This window comes from Mesorhizobium sp. M2C.T.Ca.TU.002.02.1.1, assembly GCF_003997225.1.
Genome location: NZ_RZTO01001082.1, coordinates 1 through 1,681, shown reverse-complemented (window position 1 = coordinate 1,681; position 1,681 = coordinate 1). Strand labels below are relative to the sequence as shown.

At 63.6% G+C, this 1,681-nt stretch carries 2 protein-coding genes; one reads left to right on the top strand and one right to left on the bottom strand.

Annotated features, from left to right (window positions below):
- The coding region (locus EOD07_RS33565) for a GMC family oxidoreductase (RefSeq protein ID WP_164772801.1) at positions 1 to 1,162 on the top strand (1,162 nt) is incomplete at its 5' end.
- Between the two features lie 66 nt (positions 1,163 to 1,228).
- On the opposite strand, the gene EOD07_RS33560 is transcribed toward EOD07_RS33565, so the two are convergent.
- On the bottom strand, positions 1,229 to 1,618 hold the full coding sequence (locus tag EOD07_RS33560; protein WP_127238270.1) for a hypothetical protein: 390 nt from the start codon (positions 1,616 to 1,618) through the stop codon (positions 1,229 to 1,231).
- Positions 1,619 to 1,681: the final 63 nt, after the last annotated feature.

Genomic DNA, 1,681 nt, shown 5'->3' with positions numbered 1-1,681 from the left:
CGCCAAGGCCGAGGCCAAGATGGGTGTGACCGGCACCAACAACTGGCCGCGGCTGCCGGGCAACAACAATTTCAAGGTGCTCAAGGCCGGCGCCGACAAGCTCGGCTACAAGGAATGCCACACCGGCAACATGGCCATCAATTCGGTGGAGCGCGACGATCGCAATTCCTGCCAGCAGACCGGCTTTTGCTTCCAGGGCTGCAAATGGGGCGCCAAATGGTCGACGCTCTACACCGAGATCCCGAAGGGCGAGGCGACCGGGCATCTGGAGGTGCGGCCGAACTCGATGGCGATCAAGATCAACCATGACGCTTCAGGCAAGGTGACCGGCGTCGTCTATGCCGACAAGGACGGCAAGCTGCAGGAGCAGAAGGCCCGCATCGTCGCGGTCGCCGGCAATTCGATCGAGAGCCCGCGCCTGTTGCTCAACTCGGAGTCGTCCAAATTCCCGCACGGGCTTGCCAACTCGTCGGGACAGGTGGGCAAGAACTACATGCGTCACACCACCGGCTCGGTCTATGCCATCTTCGACAAGCCGGTGCACATGTATCGCGGCACCACCATGGCCGGCATCATCCGCGACGAGGCGCGCCACGATCCGTCGCGCGGCTTCGTCGGCGGCTATGAGATGGAGACGCTGTCGCTCGGCCTGCCGTTCATGGCGGCCTTCCTGAACCCGGGCGGCTGGGGCCGTTCCTTCACCACGGCGCTCGACCACTATGACCATATGGCGGGCCTGTGGATCGTCGGCGAGGACATGCCGCGCGAGGAGAACCGCATCACGCTGCACAAGGATGAGAAGGACGAGCACGGCATGCCGATTGCCGACGTCCATTTCGACGACCATCCCAACGACGAGGCCATGCGCAACCATGCCTACAGCCAGGGCCAGGCGCTCTATGCCGCGGTCGGCGCGACCAGGACCTTCCCGACGCCGCCTTATCCCTCGACCCATAATCTCGGCACCAACCGGATGAGCGAGAAGCCGGAGGACGGCGTCGTCAACAAGCATGGCCAGTCGCACGACATCAAGAACCTGTTCGTTTCCGACGGCAGCCAGTTCACCAGCGGCGCGGCGGAAAACCCGACGCTGACCATCGTGACGCTGGCGATCCGCCAGGCCGACTACATCGCAGCCCAGATGTCGGCCAAAACTATTTGACCTCCCGACTGCCTGCTGGCGCGGGACCCGTGAGGGTTCCGCGCCTTTTTTATATGAACCTGCGGGCTACCTTCTGGTGCAGGTCGAGGCCGTGAAGGCGCCGTCCTGCTGCTTCATGATGATGTCGAAGGAGGGGCCGCTCGGGTCGTCCAGCGTCGCCTGGGTCATCGAGATCGAATTGCCGCCGCTGGTGTAGCCGCCGAGCGGACCTAGCCAGGTGATCTCGCCATTGGGGTTCATCTGGTAGTTGTAAGGCGGCGGCGGAGCGCCGAAGGTCACCGGGCCGCTGTAGAGGCTGCCCTTGATGGTGATCTCGCCGAGATCGAGGAACAGGCCGAGCAGGTAGACCTCGCAGTGATAGACGCCGTCCGGCAACTTGCCGTCGGCGAAATCGGCGCGGGCGCCGCCTGCGGCGGATATCAGAAGCAGGAAAGTCAAGATCGTTCGGAGGGCCATGACGTCGCTCGTTTACACGGCGACCTTGCCCCATTTCGCCATGAGCCTGCAACAGGGCCAGTT

Bases quoted from the DNA above. Each gene is read 5' to 3' on its own strand.
- EOD07_RS33560 (WP_127238270.1), bottom strand. From the start codon at position 1,618: ATGGCCCTCCGAACGATCTTGACTTTCCTGCTTCTGATATCCGCCGCA.